This window comes from Rhizobium sp. 268 (assembly GCF_036571585.1).
Taxonomy (GTDB): Bacteria; Pseudomonadota; Alphaproteobacteria; order Rhizobiales; family Rhizobiaceae; genus Rhizobium; species Rhizobium redzepovicii.
The window spans coordinates 540,400-556,790 of record NZ_JAPPSO010000002.1; the positions used below are offsets into that span (position 1 = coordinate 540,400).

16 protein-coding genes and 4 pseudogenes are annotated in these 16,391 nt (G+C 59.3%); 11 read left to right on the forward strand and 9 right to left on the reverse strand.

What is annotated here, in order from left to right; genetic code table 11:
* Positions 1 to 8 precede the first annotated feature (8 nt).
* Genes OS035_RS05970 through dinB form a run of 4 tightly spaced genes read right to left on the reverse strand, consistent with a single transcriptional unit; the run spans position 9 to position 2,443 of the window.
* Positions 9 to 278 (reverse strand): 2'-5' RNA ligase family protein, encoded by a 270-nt coding sequence (locus OS035_RS05970; RefSeq protein ID WP_331813493.1) that lies wholly within the window; start codon positions 276 to 278, stop codon positions 9 to 11.
* On the reverse strand, positions 248 to 502 hold the full coding sequence (locus OS035_RS05975; RefSeq protein WP_331813494.1) for a hypothetical protein: 255 nt from the start codon (positions 500 to 502) through the stop codon (positions 248 to 250). Before OS035_RS05975 ends, OS035_RS05970 begins: the two co-directional genes overlap by 31 nt.
* Before the next feature lie 55 nt (positions 503 to 557).
* Positions 558 to 1,307 (reverse strand): exonuclease domain-containing protein, encoded by a 750-nt coding sequence (locus tag OS035_RS05980; protein WP_331813495.1) that lies wholly within the window; start codon positions 1,305 to 1,307, stop codon positions 558 to 560.
* 38 nt (positions 1,308 to 1,345) lie between these two features.
* Complete coding sequence (dinB, locus tag OS035_RS05985) at positions 1,346 to 2,443, reverse strand: DNA polymerase IV (RefSeq protein WP_331813496.1); 1,098 nt, start codon at positions 2,441 to 2,443, stop codon at positions 1,346 to 1,348.
* A 153-nt stretch (positions 2,444 to 2,596) separates the two neighbouring features.
* On the opposite strand from dinB, the gene OS035_RS05990 reads away from it, so the two are divergent.
* From OS035_RS05990 to OS035_RS33550, 5 genes and pseudogenes are all read left to right on the forward strand, one after another.
* Positions 2,597 to 2,905: a hypothetical protein gene (locus OS035_RS05990; protein WP_183780372.1), complete on the forward strand. Its 309-nt coding sequence runs from the start codon at positions 2,597 to 2,599 to the stop codon at positions 2,903 to 2,905.
* Between the two features lie 15 nt (positions 2,906 to 2,920).
* On the forward strand, positions 2,921 to 3,046 hold the full coding sequence (locus OS035_RS05995; protein ID WP_331813497.1) for a hypothetical protein: 126 nt from the start codon (positions 2,921 to 2,923) through the stop codon (positions 3,044 to 3,046).
* Positions 3,047 to 3,196: 150 nt separating this feature from the next.
* On the forward strand, positions 3,197 to 3,601 hold the full coding sequence (locus tag OS035_RS06000) for a GFA family protein (protein WP_331813498.1): 405 nt from the start codon (positions 3,197 to 3,199) through the stop codon (positions 3,599 to 3,601).
* 180 nt (positions 3,602 to 3,781) lie between these two features.
* Positions 3,782 to 3,958 carry a DUF3606 domain-containing protein gene (locus tag OS035_RS06005; protein ID WP_183780378.1) on the forward strand — a complete coding sequence of 59 codons (177 nt, stop codon included), beginning with the start codon at positions 3,782 to 3,784 and terminating at the stop codon, positions 3,956 to 3,958.
* Positions 3,959 to 3,961: 3 nt separating this feature from the next.
* Positions 3,962 to 4,056, forward strand: a pseudogene (locus OS035_RS33550) (exodeoxyribonuclease III); the annotation flags it as partial.
* Positions 4,057 to 4,171: 115 nt separating this feature from the next.
* Here OS035_RS33550 and OS035_RS06010 read toward each other — a convergent pair.
* Together OS035_RS06010 and ligD are read right to left on the reverse strand one after the other, a co-directional pair.
* Complete coding sequence (locus OS035_RS06010) at positions 4,172 to 4,942, reverse strand: SOS response-associated peptidase (RefSeq protein ID WP_331813499.1); 771 nt, start codon at positions 4,940 to 4,942, stop codon at positions 4,172 to 4,174.
* Positions 4,943 to 5,003: 61 nt separating this feature from the next.
* Positions 5,004 to 6,055 (reverse strand): annotated as a pseudogene (ligD, locus tag OS035_RS06015) (non-homologous end-joining DNA ligase).
* Between the two features lie 277 nt (positions 6,056 to 6,332).
* Here ligD and OS035_RS06020 point away from each other — a divergent pair.
* Genes OS035_RS06020 through OS035_RS06030 form a run of 3 tightly spaced genes read left to right on the forward strand, consistent with a single transcriptional unit; the run spans position 6,333 to position 11,771 of the window.
* Complete coding sequence (locus OS035_RS06020; protein WP_331813500.1) at positions 6,333 to 7,085, forward strand: ImuA family protein; 753 nt, start codon at positions 6,333 to 6,335, stop codon at positions 7,083 to 7,085.
* A complete protein-coding gene (locus tag OS035_RS06025; protein WP_331813501.1) occupies positions 7,006 to 8,517 on the forward strand; it encodes a Y-family DNA polymerase in 1,512 nt (503 codons plus the stop codon). Before OS035_RS06020 ends, OS035_RS06025 begins: the two co-directional genes overlap by 80 nt.
* Entirely contained in the window at positions 8,514 to 11,771 is a 3,258-nt protein-coding gene (locus tag OS035_RS06030) for an error-prone DNA polymerase (RefSeq protein ID WP_331813502.1), read from the forward strand. Before OS035_RS06025 ends, OS035_RS06030 begins: the two co-directional genes overlap by 4 nt.
* A gap of 125 nt (positions 11,772 to 11,896) precedes the next feature.
* On the opposite strand, the gene OS035_RS06035 is transcribed toward OS035_RS06030, so the two are convergent.
* A complete protein-coding gene (locus OS035_RS06035; RefSeq protein WP_097624225.1) occupies positions 11,897 to 12,514 on the reverse strand; it encodes a TetR/AcrR family transcriptional regulator in 618 nt (205 codons plus the stop codon).
* 88 nt (positions 12,515 to 12,602) lie between these two features.
* Here OS035_RS06035 and OS035_RS06040 point away from each other — a divergent pair, with 88 nt between their 5' ends.
* From OS035_RS06040 to OS035_RS06050, 3 genes and pseudogenes are all read left to right on the forward strand, one after another.
* Entirely contained in the window at positions 12,603 to 13,376 is a 774-nt protein-coding gene (locus OS035_RS06040; protein ID WP_097624224.1) for an SDR family oxidoreductase, read from the forward strand.
* Positions 13,377 to 13,667: 291 nt separating this feature from the next.
* Positions 13,668 to 13,853, forward strand: a pseudogene (locus OS035_RS06045) (DUF4158 domain-containing protein); the annotation flags it as partial.
* Between the two features lie 9 nt (positions 13,854 to 13,862).
* A pseudogene (locus OS035_RS06050) lies at positions 13,863 to 14,285 on the forward strand (DDE-type integrase/transposase/recombinase); the annotation flags it as partial.
* 108 nt (positions 14,286 to 14,393) lie between these two features.
* Here the strand turns inward: OS035_RS06050 and trpB are convergent.
* On the reverse strand, positions 14,394 to 15,605 hold the full coding sequence (gene trpB, locus OS035_RS06055; RefSeq protein ID WP_097624223.1) for a tryptophan synthase subunit beta: 1,212 nt from the start codon (positions 15,603 to 15,605) through the stop codon (positions 14,394 to 14,396).
* Between the two features lie 252 nt (positions 15,606 to 15,857).
* Positions 15,858 to 16,049, reverse strand: a complete 192-nt coding sequence (locus OS035_RS06060; protein WP_183781643.1) for a hypothetical protein — start codon at positions 16,047 to 16,049, stop codon at positions 15,858 to 15,860.
* Positions 16,050 to 16,391 lie beyond the last annotated feature (342 nt).

Consider the following 16,391-nt stretch of genomic DNA (forward strand, 5'->3'; position numbering starts at 1 on the left):
TACGTGAACTAATCAGAGAATGGCAATGTGGCTTCGCTTGCCCAAGGACCGCCGAGATATCTCCATAGATCGAGGCCCGCAATCGTGATGTCGCAGGGATGGAAATTGCCGGCGAGTTCGCGGTGAAGCTTGTTCGCTTCGGCGACAGAGACTTTGTTCTGGATCGTGATGTGCGGCCGCCAAGTCTGCATGTCCTGCGACCCCAACCAGTGGAGGAAATCCCTGCGTAGGGCATCCCGGATCGAGCTCAGCTCAGTGCTTTCAATTGTGAATGCCACGCCGGATACAAGATTACGGACGCCGCTAACCGGGCCGAAATCGCGCGCGTCTCCTTCGCAACAAATTGAAGGCTTTCGACGATCCTCCCAACATATTCGCCCGGCAGCCGGTGGAACATCGTCATATGAGCCCGCAGGAAATTCCGATCTTGGGGAAAATGTTTTTGACGTAGCAGATCAAAGGGAATGAGATCATGCTCCGCAATTCGGGCTGTCAGGATCATGGGATGGCGTGTCTTCAAGTCGGCGGTCCGGGCTCATCAAGTAAAGTCAAATCAGTCACAAAAGCGTCTGCTGGGCGGGAACCGACATTGTCGGTGCTTTCGTTTCTCCCCGCCGCAGAAGCTCCATCTCGGCGCTGAAGCGAATGTCCGCGTCGCGGTCCCTTGTGAAGGCAGTGAGTGTCTCCATAGATAGGCGATCCCAGCTTTTGCCGCGATCAGGACCAGCCGGAACCCGCGGTAACAAGCCCGGCTCAGAACTCCAAAAGAGGAGCTCATCCAACGAAGCGGCATTTAGCTCGTCACGCAGATGATGGGCCGTGACATAGGCGTCGGGCATGGCTCGATGGGCGGGAAGACCGATCTCATGGATCAGACCTTCGGGCCTGCGCTGATAACGCAGCATCTGGTTGGAAAACCTTGGAAGCTCCGGCCAGACACGCAAAGCGCATTTCCATGTGCAGATCCAGGGCGTAACACCGGCCAGTCTTGGCGTGCAGTATCGCTGCTCGAAGGCGGCACGGTGTGCGGCAAGCGCCGCGATCGGGTGCGGTGGCCGCAAGATGCTGGGCGCTACCTCTTTCCAGAACGGTGCGCTTCCGACTTCATAATCCTGGATATGATGGATCGCCATGGTGTCGGCCGAAATCGGCCGGCCCGGATTCACGAGTGCCGAGCCACGCTCCTCCGAAACTTCCCACCGCCCATCTTCGTCCTGAACGACGTCCTGCCACCCGATCTCACAGACATCGCTCGGCCCGTTGCCGGCGGTTTCAAGGTCGATAACGCGAATACAGGATGGCAACATTCGGCTTTCAATGCTTGATTTGCTCCAGGTCCTTCTGCTCAGAAACTGAGGCCGAGTTGCGGTTGTTCCCCCTTTTCTGAATCTTTGTCATTGGTCAGCGACGACAGCGTCACACCAAGAAGCCGGACTGGTCGCTTGAACGGATAGACACCGGCCAGAAGGACATTGGCCGCGCCGAGGATGTCCTCAACACCTGCAAAGGGGATAGCAGTTGTTTTGCTCCGGGTGGCCTGGGTGAAGTCGGAGTACTTTATTTTCACGGTTACCGTCTTGCCGCTGAACCCCTTGGCTTCGCAGTAGGACCAAACCTTTTCCGCAAGCGGCTCGAGCTCCTGTGTCGCCACATCAAGGTCGTCGATGTCGACGGCAAATGTATCTTCCGCGCCGACCGATTTACGCACCCGGTCGGGCCGGACCTGCCGCTCATCGATGCCCCGAGCAATACCATAGAAGTACGGGCCCGACTTTCCGAAATGCTCGACTAGGAACTGCAGGGACTTTGCCTTCAAATCCACACCGGTCTCGATACCGAGCCGGTGCATCTTCTCCGCCGTAGCCGGGCCGACGCCATGAAATTTCTTGACCGCAAGTTGCTCGACGAACGCCGGGCCGTTCTTCGGCGTGATGACCGCTTGGCCGTTCGGCTTGTTGAGGTCGGACGCCATCTTGGCAAGGAACTTGTTGTACGAGATGCCGGCCGAAGCATTCAGCCCAGTCACAGCCTTGATCCTGGCACGGATTTCCCGCGCGATCTCGGTGGCAACCGACATGCCCTTGAGGTTTTCGGTGACGTCGAGATAAGCCTCGTCGAGCGACAGCGGTTCAATGAACGGCGTATACTCTGCAAAAATCTCGCGGATCTGCTGCGAGACCGCGCGATAGACTTCGAACCTGGGCTTCACGAAGATCAGATCCGGGCACTTCCGCGCCGCCGTGATCGACGGCATTGCCGAGCGAACGCCGAACTCTCGCGCCTCGTAGCTTGCTGCTGCAACGACGCCGCGGGCAGCCGCTCCGCCGACAGCGAGTGGCTTGCCACGAAGCTCCGGATTGTCGCGCTGCTCGACCGATGCGTAGAAGGCATCCATGTCGACATGGATGATTTTCCTGATGGTTGAGATGGTGGTGAGATCCATGGCGATTGAGCGTCACTGGCGAAAACGAAACAGGAACATATCATCTTCCGACATGGCATCCAAGTGCTGGCCATGTTCGGAGGACCTCCAGAGGGAAACTCCACGCTTCTTCAGGCGTTTGATCACGAATTAGATTAGATAGGAGATTGACCCATGGCCGACGACAGCACCACGACCATCACAGCCGTTTTCAAAACACGAGAGGCTGCCGATCTCGCGGTAGAACATCTCGTCCAGCAGCACGGTATTGCTCGACCGGACATCTTTATCCAGTCGACCTCGGCTAAGAATACCGCTGGCTCTGCTCCATCAGGCGGCGATGTCTCTCACGATGGTGGTGCGCGCGGCGATGCTCCGCTGGAGGGCGAGATCGAAGTTTCAGCCGATATCAATTCCAGCATGATCCCTGCGGTCCAGCAGACATTCGGGGACGTCGGCGCAATCCGGGTCTCCGGACGCTGATCCCGGAGATCCCCGATGGCCGACGCGCTCTCCACCTACCGTTCTCAACGTGATTTCCAAAAAACCAAAGGAGCCGAGCGGCGACGGCGGAGCCGGCCGAATATCAGAAAAATCGCGATGGCGGCAGCTGACGCTGAATGAGCTGCGGGAGCGAGACGGCAGGCAAGGTCTCTGAAACGCGCAAGCGCAGAAATCAAGAAGGTGTCGAGGGAAGGCAGGACTGGCAGAGGTAGATCCCGACTTGCGAGGGCCATTCTTTAAGTCTCGCAACAACACGGATGGAGGAATGACATGTACATCGATGGCGCATGCCAATGCGGAAAGATCGCCTATGAAGCCGAGGTGGATCCGCAGGACGTCGCGATCTGCCACTGCACCGACTGCCAGAGATTGACTGGCACCGCGTACAGGGCAACCGTCAGCACACAACGCGGCCAGTTCCAGATCACGTCCGGTGAGCCCAAGCTTTATGTTAAGACCGCCGACAATGGTCGTCGGCGGCTGCAGTTCTTCTGTGCCGATTGCGGATCGCCCGTCTACACGACTGGAGAGCAGGAAGATGCCGAGCAGGTTGGGATCAGACTGGGAACGGTGAACCAGCGTAAGGATCTGAAGCCCCGCTCGCAGATCTGGTGTTCGTCGGCGTTGGCATGGGCCCTGGATATTACTAAACTTCCAGGTCGACCGGGCGATTGAGCGTCCCCTTAGAAGACGTAAGTGAACCGATTTTCGACGTGCGCATCTTTGTCGAGAAATTCGCGATCGGATACTTTCTTCTGCGGGATCCGCGAGGAATGCCTTTCACCTGAGGTGCACGCGGAACTTCCTGACTCCGCGATCGTTTTCCGCTGACCAAAATCATTAGGAGGATTGCAAATGGCAACGACGTCCCAAGGCAGAGCGCAGGATCGCGCCAAGGTCGCAGCCGGACAAGATCATGAAGTCCGTTACGAAGCGAAGAAGGAAGGTGTTTCCAAGGACACGGTCAAGAAAGCCGTGAAGAGCGCAGGGAATTCTCGCAAGAAGGTCGAAGCGGAAATCGGCCGCCGGTAGGCCGTGAAGCTCGCCACCTATAACGTCAACGGCGTAAACGGCCGGCTTGAAGTCCATGGTTGGATGAGGCCGAGTCGGACGTCGTCTGTCTGCAGGACTGACGTGCGCGGGTGGGACACACCATCGGCCATGCCCCCGTCTGGATAAGGTTGCAGGACGAGCAGCTGAATTAGCGGAAGGCGAAGTGAACGAAGCCGGCCGGAAGGCCAGTGATTACAGTAGAGTGTCTTCCACCGGTTCGCCAGACTTCGACACGATCGAAGATCCATAGGGCTCACGCGCCAGAATGATCAGCGCATCATTCGGTAGCGGGCAGGCTAGATCCTTGGCCTCATCCCAGGGCGCCCGCATCCACGTGTCGGTCTCTTCCTTCGACAGCAACAGCACCGGCATGGCGTTCTCATGGATCGGCTTCACGAGATCGTTGGGATCCGTAGTCAGGAAGCCGTAGAGGTCATCGGTCTTCAGTCCGTCCCGAACCTTCCGCACGCTTTTCCATCGCGGCACATGGATGCCAGCGAAGAACATCAACGACTTTGCTTCATCGCGGGCAAACCAGGCATTGGGCACATTGCCTCCCTCCTGTTTGCTCCCGGGGTCCGGCTCGGCGAAGCTGGTGACAGGAACAAGGCATCGATGCTCCACACCGAACCATCGCGTCCAGTGCGGGAAATTGAGCTTGCGCACATTGGTCGTGCCGCGGTCGGCCTCCATGCGGACCAGCTCCTCAAGATCGAAAGCCTTGCCCTTGACCGCCAGTTTCTCGGCCCTGGCTTTGGCCGCCTTCTCAAGGGCGAAGCGCGGCGAGGGCAGTCCCCAGCGCGCATGGACCAGTTGCTTCTTTCCCTCAGTGGTATTGCGGATGATCGGCCCCATCTGGTCGGGGTTCATCTGGTAGGCCGGCATCAGGTTGATCAGGCTTTCGGCGTCCTGGGCCCATTTGGCGACCCAGTCCCTGTCTTCCATGCGATAAAGGTTGCACATGCTAGATATGTTCTCCGCCAAGCTCGAATGGACGACAATCTAGCTCACGGCGCCAATTTCGCTAGTCGAGCCGGAAGACGTCGGCATTGTCCTGGCGTTCGCGCAAACCCTTGTATGACGGGTGGCGAAGTTTGCCGTCTGTCGTCCATGCGCGAAACTCGATCTCGGCAATCAACGTCGGTTCGACCCAGACGATACCGGCACTTCCGGAATAGGGCAGGGGTGGCTGCTTTCGCTTCCAGCGCAGCGTGTCCATCATCTTTCGCAATCTGATGACCTCGGCTTGCCTGAAGCCCGTGCCGACACTCCCGACGTGGACGAGATCGGCTCCGCGATAGGCAGCAAGCGCCAACGAGCCGAAGCCGGCAGGCGAGGCAGATGACATCTCATAGCCGACGATGAAGAAAGCCTCGCTCTGGACGCATTTGATCTTAACCCAATCCCCGGTCCGGCCCGAGCGATAGGGACGATCGAGGTGTTTGCCGACGATGCCTTCCAGGCCGAGGCGGCAGACATGCTCCAGCAGGACGGCTGGTTCGGTGTCGAATGTTTCCGACAACCTGATTGCGCCCCTTTTCCGTTCAACGTGTTATCGAGGAGATGTCGGCGCGATCGGTATTCGACACCGCGCAGATCGTGCCCGTCGAAATAGCTTAAATCGAAGGCGAAGAAGATGGCGTCGGAGGCCCGGTTGCCGGCTTGTTTGCCGGATGCGCCCAACGATTGCTGCAGCAGCCCGAAATCCGGCCGGCCCTCTTCATTAAGCACGACCGCCTCGCCATCGATGATCATCGTCGCCGGTCCGAGCGCTCGGGCGGCCTCTACGATCGCCGGAAAGCGGTGCGTCCAGTCATGGCCGCCGCGGGTGAGAATCCTTATCCCTTGAGGCTCGATGTGAACAGCGAGGCGATAGCCATCCCATTTCAGCTCCCAGCTCCACTCGTTTCCCTTTGGGGGACGGGACTTCAGTTGCGCCAGCGCAGGTTCGACGCGGTCTGGCATGGGATCGAACAGGAGCTGTGGTTGGGCTGGATTTCGCTTCCTGCGGGGCCGGGAACGGATCGGGGCCTGGGCGTCACGAAGGAGGGGTTTTGGTCTAGGAGGCTTCGTCATGCCGACAGTTCAGCAGAAAAATCTTAAGGCTACTGTGACGATGTCGACTTGTCCTCGCAATTCACAAAGGGATTAGCGCTCGCAACCGCTCGGAAAAAACCTTCAGCCGCTACCCACCTGATTCTCCTGAGTATTCTTCTGGTTCCTAATGTTCAGGATAATATTCCCATCCTCCGGTTGCTTGACTCTTCAAGTCGTCGGGAACAGATAGAGAACATCCGCATTTGGATCGACATGATGTTGGCCGCCAATACGACCTTGAAGGGAGCCGTGAACGATGACTGCTGCCCGCGAACGGGTGATTTCCGATCTGCGCGAGCGCATCGCTTCGCTTGAGGGCGTGTCAGGCAGAAAGGCTGGCTGTCTTTCCTTCGGTGTGCCGGAAATCGATGCGGTCCTGCCGGGAGGTGGTCTGGCCTATGGCGCCTTGCACGAATTTGCCGGTGGCGGGGCGGGTACCGTCGATGGTGCGGCGGCAGCCCTGTGTGCGGCGGGGATAGCAGCGCGGACGAAAGGCCCGATCGTCTGGTGCCTGACCCGTCCGGATCTCTTCTTTCCGGCACTCGCTCAGGTCGGCCTCCATGCCGATAGGGTAATCTTTGTCGAGTCGGACAAGGAGGAAGACGTCCTGGCCAACATGGAGGAAGGATTGTCCTTCGGCGGCCTCGGCGCCGTGGTCGGCGAACTTGTCCGATTGCCAATGGTCGGCTCGCGCCGGCTGCAGCTGGCGGCCGAGCGAACCGGGACCATGGCGCTCGCGGTCCGACGATGGCGGCGACAGACTGAGGCCAATGATTTTGGCCAGCCGACGGCTTCAACCACGCGATGGCGGGTGAGCGTGATGCCATCGGAAGAGCTGCCGGTACCCGGTGTGGGAAGGGCTCAATGGTTTCTGGAATTGATGCGCGTGAAAGCGGGTGAGTGTGCTGAGTTTCTCGTGAGGGCGTGCGATGACAAGGGTCGTCTCGATCTATCTTCCGGATCTGCCGACGGATCGTATTCGTCGCGCCGATCCGTCTATTCCGCCTGAACAGCCAATCGCCGTGATCGCCAGGAGCGGCTCGAAGCGATGGGTGTCGGCAAGCGACGCGGCCGCCAGACAAGCCGGCGTTCATGTCGGCATGCCGGCTGCCAAAGCGCAGGCGCTGTTCCGCGGCCTGATGCTGGTCGATGCGGATCCTGCGGCGGATGCTGCAGCACTCGAGCGGATCACGCTCTGGGCACTTACGCTCTATTCCCCGATCGTCGCGGTTGACGGGATTGACGGCATTATCATGGATACCGAAGGCGCCGATCACCTGCAGGGTGGCGAGCTGCCGATGGTGACGAAGATCGCCAACCAGTTCCTGGCCAGGAAGCTTACTGCCCGTGTCGCGGTTGCCGACACCTGGGGCGCGGCGCGTGCGTGCGCGCGCGCCATCAGTCGGGATACGGTCATCGTGCCGATCGGTGAGACCGCGCGCGCCGTCGAGAAGCTGCCGATATCGCTGCTGCGCCTTCCTGGCAAAGTCGCCACCGATCTGCGCACGCTCGGCTTCCAGACAATCGGCGAATTGGCCAATACGCCGCGCGCGCCGCTGACGCTTCGTTTCGGTCCGGAGATCGGCCGGCGGATCGACCAGATGTTCGGCCGCTTGTCGGAACCGATCGAGCCGATCCGCACTGCCGAACTGATCGAGGTCAGCCGCGTCTTTGCCGAGCCGATCGGCGCGGCCGAAACCATCAACAAATATGTCGGCCGCCTGGTCGTGCACCTGATCGAGGAACTGCAAAAGCGCGGTCTTGGCGTTCGCCGGGCGGATCTAATCGTCGAGAAGGTGGATGGGACCCGGCAGGCAATCCGCGCCGGCACAGCAAAACCGGTGCGCGATGTCGCTTGGCTGACAAAGCTGTTTCGTGATCGGACGGAAAAGATCGAGCCCGGCTTTGGGATCGAGAAGCTCATCCTGGTTGCGGTAATGGCCGAGCCGCTGCAGGAGCGCCAGAAATCCTCGTCGCTGGTCGAGGAGGAAGTCAAGGACGTCACACCGTTGATCGACATCTATGGAAACCGTGGCCAGCGTGTTTATCGGGTGGCGCCCGTTGCCTCCGACGTGCCCGAGCGCTCCGTCCAGCGCATCAGCGCCGCGGCCGATCCGATCGAGGTCACCTGGGTCGGCCATTGGCGCCGGCCGGTCCGGCTGCTGGCCCGACCGGAACTGATCGAGGCGATTGCGCTGCTGCCGGATCGCCCGCCGGTCTCCATCACCTGGCGCGGCAAACGCCTGAAGGTCAAGCGGGCCGATGGTCCGGAACGGGTTTTTGGCGAATGGTGGCAGCGCGACGCCGAGATGGAGGCGGTACGGGATTATTTCATAATCGAAGACGAGGCCGGCGAACGTCTCTGGGTGTTTCGCTCCGGTGATGGCATCGATCCTAAAACCGGAAGCCATCGCTGGTTCATCCACGGGATCTTCGCATGAGCTATGCCGAGCTGCAGGTCACCACCCATTTTTCCTTCCTTCGCGGTGCAAGCTCGGCGCAGGAACTGTTCGAGACTGCCAAGGCCCTCGGCATCGAAGCCCTCGGCGTCGTCGATCGCAATTCGCTGGCCGGAATTGTCCGGGCGCTTGAGGCATCGCGGGCCACGGGTTTGCGCCTCGTCGTCGGTTGCCGGCTCGAAGTGGCTGATGGCATGTCCGTGCTGGTCTATCCCACAGGTCGCGCCGCCTACTCCAGGCTCACCCGGCTGATTACGCTCGGCAAGTCGCGCGGCGGCAAGAACAACTGCATCCTGCACTGGGACGACGTCATCGCCTATGCCGAAGGCATGATCGGTATTCTGGTGCCGGATCTGCCGGACGACACCTGCGCGGTGCAGCTGCGCAAGATGGCCGAGGTGTTTGGCGATCGGGGCTATGTGTCGCTTTGCCTGCGGCGCCGACAGAACGACCAGCTGCGGCTGCATGAAATTTCCAATCTCGCGGCGCGGTTCAAGGTGAGGACGGTCGTCACAAATGACGTCCTCTTCCATGAGCCAGGCCGCCGGCAGTTGCAGGACATTGTCACCTGTATTCGCACCCGCACGACGATCGACGAGGTCGGCTTCGAGCGTGAGCGCCATGCCGATCGATACCTGAAGCCGCCGGAAGAAATGCAGCGCCTGTTTCCGCGCTACCGCGAGGCGCTCGCTCGGACTATGGAGATCGTCGCGAGAGCCAAGTTTTCGCTTGAGGAGCTCACCTATCAATATCCGGAGGAGGCGGTCGTGCCGGGCAAGGATGCCCAGGCCTCGCTCGAGCATTATCTCTGGCAATGCATTCCCGACCGTTATCCGGAGGGTCTGCCCCCTGACGTTCTGAAGACCGTGCGCCACGAGCTCGATCTCATCCGCACCATGAAATACGCGCCCTACTTTCTCACGGTCTTCTCGATCGTGCGTTATGCGCGTAGCCAGGGCATTCTCTGCCAGGGCAGGGGATCGGCGGCCAACAGCGCCGTGTGCTACATTCTCGGCATCACCTCGATCGATCCCTCGACCAACGATCTGCTGTTCGAACGCTTCGTCAGCCAGGAGCGTGACGAGCCGCCTGACATCGATGTCGACTTCGAACACGAGCGGCGCGAGGAGGTCATTCAATGGATCTACAAGACCTACACGAAAGACAAGGCGGCGCTTTGCGCTACAGTCACGCGGTACCGGGCAAAGGGGGCGATCCGCGATGTCGGCAAGGCGCTTGGCCTGCCCGAAGATGTGATCAAGGCGCTGTCCTCTGGCATGTGGTCCTGGTCGGAGGAGGTGCCGGATCGAAATATCCGCGAACTCAACCTCAATCCCGACGACCGCCGTCTGGCGCTGACCGTGAAACTGGCGCAGCAGCTGATGGGCGCGCCTCGCCACCTCGGTCAGCATCCCGGCGGTTTCGTGCTCACCCACGACCGGCTGGACGATCTCGTGCCGATCGAGCCGGCGACGATGAAGGACCGCCAGATCATCGAATGGGACAAGGACGATGTCGAGGCGCTGAAGTTCATGAAGGTCGATGTGCTGGCATTGGGCATGCTGACCTGCATGGCCAAAGCCTTCGATCTCATTCGCGAGCACAAGGGCGAGGACCTTGATCTGTCGAAAATTGAACAGGAGGATGCGGCCACATATGCGATGATCCGTAAGGCTGACACGCTCGGCACATTCCAGATAGAAAGCCGCGCGCAGATGGCGATGCTGCCGCGCCTGAAACCCCGCACCTTCTACGATCTCGTCGTGCAGGTGGCGATCGTACGGCCCGGTCCGATCCAGGGCGACATGGTGCATCCCTATCTTCGCCGGCGTGAAGGCAAGGAGGCTGTTGAGTACCCCACACCTGAGCTTGAGGCGGTGCTCGGCAAGACGCTCGGCGTGCCGCTGTTTCAGGAGAGTGCCATGCGGGTGGCGATGGTCTGCGCCGGCTTTACCGGCGGCGAGGCCGACCAGTTGCGCAAGTCGATGGCCACCTTCAAGTTCACCGGTGGCGTTTCACGCTTCAAGGACAAGCTGGTGTCCGGCATGGTGAAGAACGGCTATTCACCAGAATTCGCCGAAAAGACCTTTTCCCAGCTCGAAGGCTTTGGCTCCTACGGCTTTCCCGAGAGTCACGCAGCCTCCTTCGCACTGATCGCCTACGCATCGAACTACATCAAGTGCCATTATCCGGATGTCTTTTGCGCAGCGCTTTTGAACAGTCAGCCGATGGGCTTTTATGCTCCAGCCCAGATCGTCGGTGACGCGATCAAGCATGGCGTCGAGGTACGGCCGGTCTGTGTCAACCGCTCGCGCTGGGACTGCACGCTGGAGAGGATCGGCAGCAGCGATCGGCATGCTGTCCGGCTTGGGTTTCGGCAGGTGAAGGGACTGGCGGTCGCGGATGCTGCCTGGATCGTGGCGGCGCGCATGAACAGCCCTTTCGTATCGGTGGACGACATGTGGCGCCGGTCTAGCGTGCCGACGGAAGCGCTTGTTCAGCTTGCGGAAGCCGATGCGTTCCTCCCATCGCTGAACCTCGAACGGCGTAGTGCGCTCTGGGCCATCAAGGCGCTGCGCGATGAGCCACTGCCGTTGTTCGCAGCCGCGGCCGAACGCGAGATGGCGGCAATTGCAGAGCAGCAGGAGCCGGAGGTTGCGCTTCGGCAGATGACGGACGGCCATAACGTCATTGAAGACTACACCCATACCGGGTTGACTCTGAGACAGCATCCGGTCGCATTCCTGCGCAGCGACCTGTCGGCCCGCAATATCATAACCTGCGCCGAGGCGATGAACTCTAGGGACGGGCGATGGGTCTATACAGCCGGGCTTGTCCTGGTGCGGCAGAAGCCGGGATCGGCCAAAGGCGTCATGTTCATCACCATCGAGGACGAAACGGGGCCCGCCAACATCGTTGTCTGGCCGACATTGTTTGAGAAGCGGCGGCGTGTGGTGCTGGGATCCTCGATGATGGCGATTAACGGGCGGATCCAGCGGGAAGGGGAGGTCGTGCATCTCGTGGCCCAGCAACTATTCGACCTTTCAGCGGACCTCGTCGGTCTGTCTGATCGGGATACCGGGTTCAGGCTGCCGGCCGGTCGCGGCGATGAGTTTGCCCACGGAGGCAGCGGGCCGGATTCGCGAGACAGACCGAAGCCGGTGGTCCCACGGGACTTGTTCGTGCCCGATCTTCATATCGATACGCTGAAGGTGAAAGCGCGAAATTTTCATTGAGCCCATTTTAAAAGCGGGTCGCAGGTTCACATCCTTTCAAGGCGCCCGTGGGCGAACCACTGATAAAGTTCTGGGACGCTCGCGGTCAGCACGAGCCGTACACGCGTCTTCGGGCCGACCCCCCGTTAGGTGCCACGGTTCCCAGGCCAGGCCGTGAGTGCGAGATCGATCAGCCGCTTTAGCCGCGCATTGCAGGCGCCATCGCAGGCCTGTGCGGACATGCCCTGGACAATCGCTCCATAGAAGCGCGCGAGCGTATCGGTATCGGTATGCGCCGGCAATTCGCCTTCCTCGACGGCACGGTCGAAGCGGGCTTTGAGGGTCTGCATCGACGTCTCGCGCAACGCCGCTGTCATCCGCGCGACGGATGCGTTTTCTTCTGCATGCTGCAGGACGGCCGTCGAGACCATGCACCCTCTCGGCTTGTCCGGCTGGGTGTCGCCGTCAGCGATATCGTAGAGGTAGAGGCTCAGGGCATCGTAAGCCGGAAGATGGGATTGAAGGATTTCCGACCGGCGGCTGTTTTCACGAGCAATGCTGAAGTCGAGCGCCTGACGGTACAATTCCTCCTTTGAGCCGAACATCGAATAGAGAGTCGGGGGATTGATCCCCATGGCCTTCGTGAGGTCGGCGGTCGACGTTCCTTCGTAGCCGCGTTCCCAGAACAAGCGTGCCGCGATGTCGAGCCCAACGTCGCGATCGATCGCGCGCGGTCTGCCTCGTTTGCGGACTAGATTCGTCATTAAAATAGCGATCCCTATTAAATTGTTGACAGGTTCCTCTCGACTATTATTATAGAGGTCACTATTTAATTTAGCAACGGAATGATCCATGTCCCAAAAACTAGCAAACAAGATAGCCCTCATTACCGGAAGTTCGCGCGGTATCGGCCGGGCGGTTGCTCTCGCGTTTGCGAAGGAGGGTGCCGCACTGATTGGGGTGCACTACACTGCCAACGCGGATGCGGCCAATGCCACCGTACGCGACATTGAGGCGCTTGGTGTCAAGGCCATAGGTGTGAAGTCCGACCTCAGACAGGGCAAAGAGGCGGCCGACAGCCTCTGGGCGCAGTTCAGCGAAGCCGCGCGTACCGAGATGGGCTCGCCCGCTCTGGATATTTTGGTGAACAACGCCGGCATCGCGCCTGCACTGCCGCTGAAGCAGACGAGCGAAGCTGTTTTCGACGAGGTGATGACGATCAACTACAAGGCGCCGTTCTTCCTGATCCAGGCAGTGGCCGACCACATTCGTGACAATGGCCGTGTGATCAATGTCTCCACTGGGTTTACGCGGATCGCGGCGCCAACCCATCCCGCCTATGCGGCCTCAAAGGGGGCGCTGGAGACATTGACACTGGCGCTGGCACCTGAATTTGCAGCTCGCGGGATTACGGTCAATGCCGTGCTGCCGGGTGTAACGGAGACGGATATGAATGCCGAGTGGCTGGCATCGCCGGATGCGCGCGCCGGCGCCGAAGCCCTCTCGGTCTTCTCACGTGTCGGAAAGGCGGAGGACGTCGCCGACGTCATCGCCTTCCTCGCATCGAACGATGCCCGTTGGACGACGGGCCAGATGATTGATGCGACGGGTGGCGCCCGGATCTGATCTATCCATTGCGGAGATGAGAGTTTGCGTCAGAGTGCCCCGTAGCCCTTGGGTCTGGACTTAACCGTGGGGGCAGAACGGGTATGTCGACAAGCTTCCGCCCATCTTGATCTTTGAGGAGTTTCCGCTTTGCCATCGCCCGACTCCATCCACGACCAATCTGCGCGAAGCGTTATCGAGTGGGTCGGACGGAGAAATCAAGACTGGCGCATGTCGATGGCAATCCACAGAGATCAATGCTGCAGATCCGAGCTACGATATCGTTCATGTTCCGTTCGGCCTTAGCGTACGATTTCGGACTGCTCTCCAGTCGACGAGGACAGCCTAATCCGACACTATTCGTTGTCATTGCCGGATCGCCTGGAGATCGAACTGCGGAGACGTAATCACAATCGGCTCGGCTTTGTCATCCAGCTATGTCTGATGCGATACCCGGGTCGAGCGCTGGGGGCAGAAGAAACTCCGCCTAGCGCCATATGCTGAAGGCGCGTCGTCGATCAGGACGACTATGTTGTCGATGAGATGGTCCAGATCCGCCGCGATACCAAGGCCGCCAAGCGATTGCTGACCAGGCTCCTAAGGGTGCAAGGTCTCATGCCGAAGCGCATCGTCGCCGACAAACTGCGCTCGTACGGCGCGGCAAAGTGGGAAGTCATGCCAGATGTCGAACATCGATCTCACAAGGGTCTCAACAACCGCGCGGAGAACTCTCACTTACCGCTGCGAAAACGAGAACGAATGATGCAGGGATTTCGATCGGCCGGCGGCGTGCAGCGCTTCGTATCGATCTTCTCGGCTCTCCGAAATCTCTTCGTCACCCCGCATCATAAACGATCCGCCCTGGCCCCTCACATTCACCGCGTCCGCGCAATCGCATATTGGAAAGCCGTGACCAGCGCGGCTGCCTGATTGTCAGGTACAGCAGGGATAGTTCGATCACAGCTCGATAACGTGACATCTCCCCTTTTGGATATCCAAATTCGAGAACATGGATGCCTCCGTCTTCCAACTTAAGGGCTATTTGACATTCAAAAGGCTGGACACCGTGAAGATGTCCTTGTCACCGCGACCACAGAGATTGACGATGATGATCTTGTCGGAGGGCATGAGCGGGGCTGTCTTTACGACTTCGGCAATTGCATGAGACGGCTCTAGCGCCGGAATGATGCCTTCCACAACTGATAGAAACTGGAACGCTTCAAGGGCTTCGAAGTCGGTTACGGACGCGTAGCTTACGCGTCCCGTGTCCTTTAGCCACGAATGCTCCGGGCCGACGCCGGGGTAATCAAGGCCCGCGGAGATCGATTGTCCCTCGTTGATCTGCCCATCTGCATCTTGCAGAAGATAAGTACGGTTTCCGTGCAGAACGCCGGGCTTGCCTTTCGTCAACGATGCGCAGTGTTGCGATGTTTCAAGCCCTTTCCCGGCAGGTTCAACGCCGACCATGGCGACGCCAGTATCGGCTAGGAACGGATGGAACAACCCAATCGCGTTCGAGCCGCCACCAACCGCTGCGACCAGGAGATCGGGAAGGCGGCCTTCACACTCCAATATTTGCTCGCGCGCCTCTCTTCCGATTACCGACTGCAACGTTCTAACCATTTCCGGGTACGGGTGAGGGCCAGCGGCGGTCCCGATCAGGTAATAGGTGTCATCTACGTTCGATACCCAATCACGCAGTGCCTCGTTCATGGCATCTTTGAGCGTGCCGTTTCCCGACGTGACGGATCGCACTTCAGCACCCAAGAGCTTCATTCGGAAAACGTTAGGGGCCTGTCGCTCAATGTCTTTCGCTCCCATGTAAATGACACAGTCGAGACCGAACCGGGCGGCCATCGTTGCAGTCGCGACGCCGTGCTGGCCTGCGCCTGTTTCGGCTATGATTCTCCTCTTGCCCATCCGTTGGGCGATAAGCGTCTGGCCGAGGCAATTGTTTATTTTATGGGAACCGGTATGATTGAGCTCGTCGCGCTTCAGGTAGATGCGCGCGCCATTCAGGCGCGCGGTCACTCGTTCAGCAAAGTAGAGCGGACTAGGCCTGCCGATATATGTTCGGGACAACTCGTCAAGCTGATCCCAGAACGATTTGTCGGTCTTTGCGGCTTGCCAATTCTCAGTGACTGAGATCAGAAGCGGCATGAGCGTCTCGGCTACGAAGCGGCCGCCAAATATTCCGAAGAAACCGTCTTCATCTGGCAAGGCGTTGGCGTTCAGCGGCATACGATGCATGATTTTGCTCCTGGGTTATCGTCCGATACGGAGCTGGCGCAATTCGGATGGCGCGATGTTAAAATTTTTCTGCTGCCCGCCGGCGGCAAAATCGCAGTGTTAATTCTCATCGGCTGAAAGATAGCCCGCGCCATCGTGCTTATGAATGCCTAGACGAGGATTACGGTTGTTCGCTCGAGTGAAGGGCTCCGGTTTTTTTTGGAAACACTGCGTACGACTTCGACCGGCATGAGCTGCGTCGCGTCGCTGTCGTTAATAACAGAGCGTGCGCAGCATCCCCTCGACATTGGGTTTTTTCTGGCACGATATTTTCGCCGGCGGCCTACTCTTAACTTGATTTTTGTCGGCGGCAGCAGGTTTGGGGCGAACGTTGTCGTGATGAGAACATCCAGTACAAAAAGAGGACAATATGGCGATGACCGTTAAGCCAAGGATCACTTTCATCGCCCACTCCTTTTTTCGGGGCACACCAAATTGGGTTTTCACGAGCCGGATCATACATCTGCTTCATCGAGCGACGTTCCCGAAATTTTTTCAGTGAAGCCAGTAACAATACCGCCGACACACTGGAAAAGTTCACTGCGTGCAAGGCGCAGATACATATGCTGCAGAGGACGGCAAGCCTCTATCGCAAAACGGCCATGCCCGGTGATCCCAGCCTCTCAGGTACTCGGCCAACAACATTCCTCCCTCGCAAGGCCTCTGTCGTAACCGATCGAATCTTCGAGCCGTGGGACCTACAGCAGCAAAGCCGGTGGCGATCTGTTTGCATCCCAGCGATTTTGC

Excerpts from the sequence above, each read along its gene's own strand:
- OS035_RS05975 (WP_331813494.1), bottom strand. The coding sequence starts at position 502 with ATGATCCTGACAGCCCGAATTGCGGAGCATGATCTCATTCCCTTTGAT.
- OS035_RS05980 (WP_331813495.1), bottom strand. The coding sequence starts at position 1,307 with ATGTTGCCATCCTGTATTCGCGTTATCGACCTTGAAACCGCCGGCAAC.
- dinB (WP_331813496.1), bottom strand. The coding sequence starts at position 2,443 with ATGGATCTCACCACCATCTCAACCATCAGGAAAATCATCCATGTCGAC.
- OS035_RS05990 (WP_183780372.1), top strand. The coding sequence starts at position 2,597 with ATGGCCGACGACAGCACCACGACCATCACAGCCGTTTTCAAAACACGA.
- OS035_RS05995 (WP_331813497.1), top strand. The coding sequence starts at position 2,921 with ATGGCCGACGCGCTCTCCACCTACCGTTCTCAACGTGATTTCCAAAAA.
- OS035_RS06000 (WP_331813498.1), top strand. The coding sequence starts at position 3,197 with ATGTACATCGATGGCGCATGCCAATGCGGAAAGATCGCCTATGAAGCC.
- OS035_RS06005 (WP_183780378.1), top strand. The coding sequence starts at position 3,782 with ATGGCAACGACGTCCCAAGGCAGAGCGCAGGATCGCGCCAAGGTCGCA.
- OS035_RS06010 (WP_331813499.1), bottom strand. The coding sequence starts at position 4,942 with ATGTGCAACCTTTATCGCATGGAAGACAGGGACTGGGTCGCCAAATGG.
- OS035_RS06020 (WP_331813500.1), top strand. The coding sequence starts at position 6,333 with ATGACTGCTGCCCGCGAACGGGTGATTTCCGATCTGCGCGAGCGCATC.
- OS035_RS06025 (WP_331813501.1), top strand. The coding sequence starts at position 7,006 with ATGACAAGGGTCGTCTCGATCTATCTTCCGGATCTGCCGACGGATCGT.
- OS035_RS06030 (WP_331813502.1), top strand. The coding sequence starts at position 8,514 with ATGAGCTATGCCGAGCTGCAGGTCACCACCCATTTTTCCTTCCTTCGC.
- OS035_RS06035 (WP_097624225.1), bottom strand. The coding sequence starts at position 12,514 with ATGACGAATCTAGTCCGCAAACGAGGCAGACCGCGCGCGATCGATCGC.
- OS035_RS06040 (WP_097624224.1), top strand. The coding sequence starts at position 12,603 with ATGTCCCAAAAACTAGCAAACAAGATAGCCCTCATTACCGGAAGTTCG.
- trpB (WP_097624223.1), bottom strand. The coding sequence starts at position 15,605 with ATGCATCGTATGCCGCTGAACGCCAACGCCTTGCCAGATGAAGACGGT.
- OS035_RS06060 (WP_183781643.1), bottom strand. The coding sequence starts at position 16,049 with ATGAAAGTGATCCTTGGCTTAACGGTCATCGCCATATTGTCCTCTTTT.